This window comes from Nosocomiicoccus sp. HMSC059G07, assembly GCF_001815515.1.
Classification (GTDB): Bacteria; Bacillota; Bacilli; order Staphylococcales; family Salinicoccaceae; genus Nosocomiicoccus; species Nosocomiicoccus ampullae_A.
In genome coordinates, this window is record NZ_KV820864.1 from 1 (window position 1) to 232 (window position 232).

General features: G+C 29.7%; 1 pseudogene. It reads left to right on the top strand.

The window, feature by feature from the left end:
* Positions 1-232 (top strand): annotated as a pseudogene (gene murD / locus HMPREF3029_RS09460) (UDP-N-acetylmuramoyl-L-alanine--D-glutamate ligase); the annotation flags it as partial.

Below are 232 nucleotides of genomic sequence, written 5' to 3' on the forward strand. Positions count from 1 at the left end.
CAATCAGCGAAACTATCTCTGATGAAAAATATGAGAGACACAGACATTGTTATTTTTAATCAATCACAACGACATTTTGTCGAATGTAAAGATGTGAAGAGTAACATATACTTCTTCAGTATCGATCAGGAAGCAGATGCATATGTAAAAGATAACTGGATTTATGTATTTGGTAAAAAAATAATAAATATCGAAGAAATTCTGTTAAAAGGTCCACATAACTTAGAGAATA